This window comes from Actinoplanes sp. NPDC051633 (genome assembly GCF_040681735.1).
Taxonomy (GTDB): Bacteria; Actinomycetota; Actinomycetes; order Mycobacteriales; family Micromonosporaceae; genus Actinoplanes.
Genome location: NZ_JBFAZH010000451.1, coordinates 1 through 5,781, shown reverse-complemented (window position 1 = coordinate 5,781; position 5,781 = coordinate 1). Strand labels below are relative to the sequence as shown.

At 73.5% G+C, this 5,781-nt stretch carries 7 protein-coding genes; 4 read left to right on the top strand and 3 right to left on the bottom strand.

Annotated features, from left to right (window positions below):
* Window positions 1-695: ribonuclease D (locus AB0M20_RS23540; protein WP_364301496.1), on the bottom strand; the 695-nt coding region annotated here is incomplete at its 3' end.
* Window positions 696-865: 170 nt separating this feature from the next.
* Here AB0M20_RS23540 and AB0M20_RS23535 point away from each other — a divergent pair.
* Window positions 866-1,894, top strand: a complete 1,029-nt coding sequence (locus AB0M20_RS23535) for a S1C family serine protease (protein ID WP_364301494.1) — start codon at window positions 866-868, stop codon at window positions 1,892-1,894.
* Here AB0M20_RS23535 and AB0M20_RS23530 read toward each other — a convergent pair.
* Window positions 1,881-2,453, bottom strand: coding sequence for a DUF3000 domain-containing protein (locus AB0M20_RS23530; protein ID WP_364301492.1), 573 nt, complete (start codon window positions 2,451-2,453; stop codon window positions 1,881-1,883). The two genes, AB0M20_RS23535 and AB0M20_RS23530, sit on opposite strands and share 14 nt — an antisense overlap.
* 83 nt (window positions 2,454-2,536) lie before the next feature.
* Between AB0M20_RS23530 and hemE the strand changes: the two genes are divergently transcribed.
* From hemE to hemQ, 3 genes are read left to right on the top strand one after another with little or no spacing between them, the layout of a single operon-like run.
* Window positions 2,537-3,574: a uroporphyrinogen decarboxylase gene (gene hemE, locus AB0M20_RS23525; protein WP_364301490.1), complete on the top strand. Its 1,038-nt coding sequence runs from the start codon at window positions 2,537-2,539 to the stop codon at window positions 3,572-3,574.
* Window positions 3,575-3,622: 48 nt separating this feature from the next.
* Window positions 3,623-4,999, top strand: coding sequence for a protoporphyrinogen oxidase (gene hemG, locus AB0M20_RS23520; protein ID WP_364301488.1), 1,377 nt, complete (start codon window positions 3,623-3,625; stop codon window positions 4,997-4,999).
* A 1-nt stretch (window position 5,000) separates the two neighbouring features.
* Window positions 5,001-5,702 carry a hydrogen peroxide-dependent heme synthase gene (gene hemQ / locus AB0M20_RS23515; protein ID WP_364301486.1) on the top strand — a complete coding sequence of 234 codons (702 nt, stop codon included), beginning with the start codon at window positions 5,001-5,003 and terminating at the stop codon, window positions 5,700-5,702.
* Here the strand turns inward: hemQ and AB0M20_RS23510 are convergent.
* Window positions 5,674-5,781: GNAT family N-acetyltransferase (locus AB0M20_RS23510; RefSeq protein ID WP_364301498.1), on the bottom strand; the 108-nt coding region annotated here is incomplete at its 5' end. The genes hemQ and AB0M20_RS23510 overlap by 29 nt on opposite strands.

Genomic DNA, 5,781 nt, shown 5'->3' with positions numbered 1-5,781 from the left:
ACCAGCGCGGCGAACTCCTCGGCCGCCCAGGCGGCCTTGCCCTGCCGCTCCAGCTCGGCGGCCAGGTGGTCGCGCAGGTCGGTGAGCATCTCGACGTCCAGCGCGGCGTAGGTCAGCCACGACTCCGGCAGGGGCCGGGTCGACCAGTCCGCCGCCGAGTGGTGTTTCTCCAGCGTGTAGCCCAGGAGCTGCTCGGTCAGCGCGGCCAGCCCGACCCGTTCGAAGCCGGCCAGCCGCGCGGCCAGCTCGGTGTCGAACAGGCGGCGGGGGCGCATGCCCAGCTCGGCGAGGCAGGCCAGGTCCTGGCTGGCGGCGTGCAGCACCCACTCGGTGTCGGCCAGGGCGGCGTCGAGGGTACGCAGGTCGTCCAGCGGCATCGGGTCGATCAGCACCGTCCCGGCGCCCTGCCGGCGCAGCTGCACCAGGTAGGCCCGCTGGGTGTAGCGATAGCCGGACGCGCGCTCGGCGTCCACCGCCACCGGGCCGGCGCCGGCCGCCATCCGGGCCACCACCTCGGCAAGCTCATCGGTGGTCTCCACCGGCCGTGGGGTGCCGTCACGGGGCGCTGTCAACGGGACGGGACCGCCCGGTTCGGAATTCTCGGGCGGCACTGACTCGGTCGTGAGCTCAGCGTGCGGTCCGTCAACTGCCTCGTCCGGTGCGTCCCGACGGCGCTGGGGTGCTTCGTCGGTCACTCCGTAACCGTACGGGGGTACCTGTTCCGTCGTGCGCAGCGGTCCCGGCGCGTCGATTCTCGATCGACTCCCGCGACGATTCGCCGGAAATTCTCCGGCCCGGACCCATCCGGGGCGGCCCGGCGTGCGTATAACCGCTCGGAGCGCGATGACCTGGGAGGCCGTACCGCATGACCGCCATGCACGATCCGTTCGGTTCTCTCGGCGTGCCCGGGCGCCGGCGGCCCGAGGACACCCGGCCGTCGCCCACCCCGTGGGAGACCGGCGAGCACATCTTCGGCTCACAGTGGGACACCGGCGAGATGCGGGCCCTCGACGCGGAGTGGCAGGCGGGGCAGCGGGTGCGGTTCCCGCAGCGGCCTCAGCACGTCGGGCATCCGCGACCGGCCCGCACGACTGCGTACGTACCCCCATGGGTCTCCTCCGCACCCGAGCCCGCGCCCGCGCCGCGTGGCCGTGGCATGTCCCTCTTCCTCGCGCTCGCCATGCTGCTGGTGCTGGCCGGCGGCGCGCTGGTCTGGCGGCTGGAGAGCGGCAACAGCAGGCTGGCCGCGCAGCTGGCGGCCGAGCGCGACCGGGCGACCGACCTGACGACCCGCACCGACAAGCTGGAGAAGCAGATCGCCGGCGTCTTCGACCCCGAGGCGATCTCGTCGAGCGTGCTGCCCAGCGTCTTCCGGGTGCGGGCCGGCGACTTCACCGGCACCGCCTTCTCGGTGGGCGGCAAGGCGGCCGACGGCAAGGCCAACATGCTGACGAACTACCACGTCGTCGCGTCGGTGTGGGAGGACGGCGACCGCAAGGTCTTCCTGGAGCGCGGCAACGACGAGGTGTCCGCGACGATCGTCAAGGTCAGCAAGGGCAAGGATCTGGCGCTGCTGCGGGCCGACCGTGAGGTCAAGGGGCTCAAGCCGGCGTCCAAGGACGTCAAGACGGGCCAGCAGATCGTGGTGGTGGGCGCGCCGCTCGGGCTGGAGGACACGGTGACCACCGGCGTGGTCAGCGCGTTCCGGCCGACGGATCCCGACGGGCAGAGCATTCAGTTCGACGCGCCGATCAACCCCGGCAACTCCGGCGGGCCGGTGGTGAACGCGAACGAAGAGGTGGTCGGGCTGGCCACCGCCAAGGCGCGCGACGCGGAGGGCATCGGGCTCGCGGTGTCGATCGGCACGGCGTGCGACGCGTTCAAGGTGTGCTAGCGCGCTGCCGGTCGTTGAGGGACGTGACGCCCGGCGGCGGCAGGCCGGCGGTCGACGCCAGCATCGTGCACCAGCCCTGCAGGTGAGCGCCGAGGTCGGTGGACGTCGGGGTCCAGGAGGCGCGGATCTCCAGGTCGGCGGTGGGCGCCGGCCCGGCCAGCTCGCCGAACCGGGTGGACGCGGTCTGTGTGATGGTGCCGCCGATCGCGACGTACGCCGCGCCGTGCTGCTCGAGGCCGTCGGTCAGCCACGTCCAGGCGACCGCCGGCAGCAGCGGATCACCGGCCATGTCCGACTCGAGCTCGGCCGTGATCAGCGTGACCAGTCGCAGGTCGCCGCGCCAGGCCTCGTGACCGTCGGGGTCGTGCAGCAGGATCAGCCGGCCGCTGGCCACCTCGTCGCCGTCGCGCAGCACAGTGGCGCTGAGGGCGAATCCGAAGGGGGCGAGCCGCTGCGGCGCGGCGATCTCCTCGAGCAGGATCTCGTCGCGCGGGGTGGCCGCCCGCAGACCGGCGACGGCGCGGGTGAACGCCTGAGGTGCCGCGGCCGCGGGGGTCATGCGTCCAAGCGTATGCCGATCAACGCTCTCCGTCGTCGATCGCCGCGCCGCCGGTGGTCAACCCGGCGTGGCACCATATCGCGGTGACCAACTCGCCCCGCGATTCCGCCTTCGTCCGCGCCTGCCGGGGCGAGCCCGTGCCCCACACGCCGGTGTGGTTCATGCGGCAGGCGGGTCGTTCGCTCCCGGAGTACCGCAAGATCCGCGAGGGCATCGGCATGCTCGACTCCTGCCGCCGCCCCGACCTGGTCACCGAGATCACCCTGCAGCCGGTCCGCCGCCACGGCGTGGACGCCGCGATCCTGTTCAGCGACATCGTGGTCCCGCTGGTGGCCTCGGGGGTCGACCTGGACATCGTCGCCGGGACGGGCCCGGTCGTCGCGTCCCCGATCCGCACCGCGGCGGACGTGGCCCGCCTGCGACTGCTGGACGCCGCCGAGGTGTCCTTCGTCTCGGAAGCGGTGCGGCTGCTGACGGCGTCGCTCGGCGCGACACCGTTGATCGGCTTCGCCGGCGCGCCGTTCACGCTGGCGAGTTATCTGATCGAGGGCGGTCCGTCCCGGACCTACGTCAAGACCAAGGCGATGATGTACGGCGAGCCGGCGCTGTGGGACGAGTTGCTCTCGAAGCTGGCCTCGATCACGCTGACGTTCCTGCGGGCCCAGGTGGCGGCGGGCGTCTCGGCCGTGCAGCTCTTCGACTCGTGGGCGGGCGCACTGTCCGAGGCGGACTATCTGCGCTACGTCCAGCCCCACTCGGCCGCGGTGCTGGGCGGGCTGGCCTCGGCGGGCATCCCGCGGATCCACTTCGGAGTGGGCACCGGGCTGTTGCTGCACGCGATGGGTGCGGCGGGCGCCGATGTGGTGGGCGTCGACTGGCGTACCCCGCTGGACCGGGCGGTTCCGCAGGTCGGGGAGGGCCGGTCGGTGCAGGGCAACCTCGACCCGGCGGTTCTGTTCGCCCCGTGGCCGGCCGTCGAGACCGAAGCTCGCCGGGTCCTGTCGGAGGGCCGCGTGGCCCGGGGCCACATCTTCAACCTGGGCCACGGCGTCCTGCCGGAGACGGATCCCGAAGTCCTGACCCGCCTGGTGGCCCTGATCCACGAGTCCTCGACCCGCTGACCGTGGCCCGGGTGGTCGGCGGCGCCGGGCGCCTGAGAGTGTTGGAGGGTGCGGAAGCGGGTTGCGGTAGTCGGCGGTGGGATCGCCGGGCTGGCGGCCGCCGTGCGGGTGCGTGATCTGGCGCCGCGCGCGACCGAGATCATCGTGTACGAGCAGAGCGGCGTCCTCGGCGGCAAGCTGCGGACCGGGTCGCTCGCCGGGCTGACCGTGGAGCGCGGCGCCGAGTCGTTCCTGATGAGCGCGCCCGACGGCGACGAGTCGGCGGCGGTCCGGCTGGCCAGGCGTCTCGGCCTCGGCGAAGCGCTCGTGCATCCGGCCGCGGTGCCCGCGGCGGTGGCCGGCGCCGCGGCCGGCGCCGCCCTGGAGCCGTTCCCGGCGGGCACGCTGATGGGCATCCCGGCCGCCGGCGACAACGACGACGATGGCGGCGTGCCGCTGCTCGCCGGCGGGGCCGACGTCGCCGTGGGCGAGCTCGTGCGGAGCCGGTTCGGCGACGACGTCGTCGACGGGCTCGTCGATCCCATGCTGGGCGGGGTCTACGCCGGGCGGGCCGACTCGCTGTCGCTGGCCACGACGCTGCCCGGTCTCGCCACCGCCGCGCGCGAGGAGCACACGCTGGGCGCGGCCGTCCGGACGGCGCTGCGCCGGGCCGCCGCTGCCCGGCCCCCGGGCCGGCCGATCTTCGCCGCGGTGAGCGGTGGCATGAGCCGGCTCGTCGCCGCCGCGGCCGCGGACAGCGGGGCGCGAATCAGCCTGGGGTTGCCGGTGCGGGAGATCGAGCCCACCCCGCACGGCTGGCGGTTGCTGCTCGGGCCGGTCCCGGCCACGCAGACCGACGACGTCGACGCGGTGATCCTGGCGGCGCCCGCCAGGGCGGCGGCGCGGCTGCTCGCCGGGGTCGACCTCTCGGCCGCGGCCGCCGTGGGGGTGCTCGACTACGCGAGCGTCGCGCTGGCCGGCTTCGCCCTGCCGCCCGGCACCGTCCTGCCGGATCTGTCGGGATTCCTGGTGCCGCCACGGCGTGGGACGCTCGTCAAGGCCGCCACGTTCTTGACCCGCAAGTGGCCGCACCTGCCGCAGGAGGGCGCTCCGGTGATCGTCCGGGCGTCGCTCGGCCGCGCTGGTGAGGAGGCGATGCTGCAGCGTGACGACCGCACGCTGATCGCGATCGCGCACGCCGAGCTGAGCGACCTGATCGGCGCTTCGCTGCCCGCCCCGATCGAATCCTTGGTGCAGCGTTGGGGTGGTGGGCTGCCGCAGTACGCGCCGGGCCACCTGGACCGGGTCGCCACCGCGCGGGCGGCGCTGGCCGGCCGGCCGGGGCTCGGGCTGGCGGGCGCCGCCTATGACGGAGTGGGCATCCCGGCCTGCGTGGCGAGTGGGGAACGGGCCGCCGAAGACGTGTGCAAGATCCTGGAGGGTTGAGATGACCGATCAGACCAACGCCGCGCGCATCAAAGAGCTGAACGCGACGATCCGCTACACGATGTGGTCGGTGTTCCGGGTGAAGTCGCCGCTGCCGGCGCTCCGCGAGGACGTCGCCGGCGAGGTCGATGCGCTGTTCGAGCAGCTCGCCGGCAAGGACGTGACGGTCCGGGGCACGTACGACGTGGCCGGGCTGCGGGCCGACGCCGACATCATGGTGTGGTGGCACTCGGCGTCGCCGGACGCCCTGCAGGACGCGTACGGGCTGTTCCGCCGCACCGCGCTCGGCCGGCATCTCGCGCCGGTCTGGTCGCAGATGGCGCTGCACCGCCCGGCCGAGTTCAACAAGAGCCACCTGCCCGCCTTCCTGGCCGGCGAGGAGGCGCGGTCCTACCTGTGCGTCTATCCGTTCGTGCGCTCGTACGAGTGGTACCTGCTGCCGGACGAGGAGCGCCGGGCGCTGCTGGCCGAGCACGGCCGGATGGCGCGGCCCTACCCGGACGTGCGGGCGAACACCGTGGCGTCGTTCGCGCTCGGCGACTACGAGTGGATGCTGGCCTTCGAGGCGGACGAGCTGCACCGGATCCTGGACCTGATGCGGGACCTGCGGGCGTCGGGGGCCCGGCGGCACGTGCGGGAGGAAGTGCCGTTCTACACCGGGCGGCGGCGGTCGGTCACCGAGCTGGTCGCTGCCCTTCCCTGAGCATCGGGATGTGCGGTATGCCGTCTTCTAGGTACTCCGGTCCCGTCTGGACGTACCCGAACTTGGCGTAGAAATCGAC

Excerpts from the sequence above, each read along its gene's own strand:
- AB0M20_RS23535 (WP_364301494.1), top strand. The coding sequence starts at position 866 with ATGACCGCCATGCACGATCCGTTCGGTTCTCTCGGCGTGCCCGGGCGC.
- AB0M20_RS23530 (WP_364301492.1), bottom strand. The coding sequence starts at position 2,453 with ATGACCCCCGCGGCCGCGGCACCTCAGGCGTTCACCCGCGCCGTCGCC.
- hemQ (WP_364301486.1), top strand. The coding sequence starts at position 5,001 with ATGACCGATCAGACCAACGCCGCGCGCATCAAAGAGCTGAACGCGACG.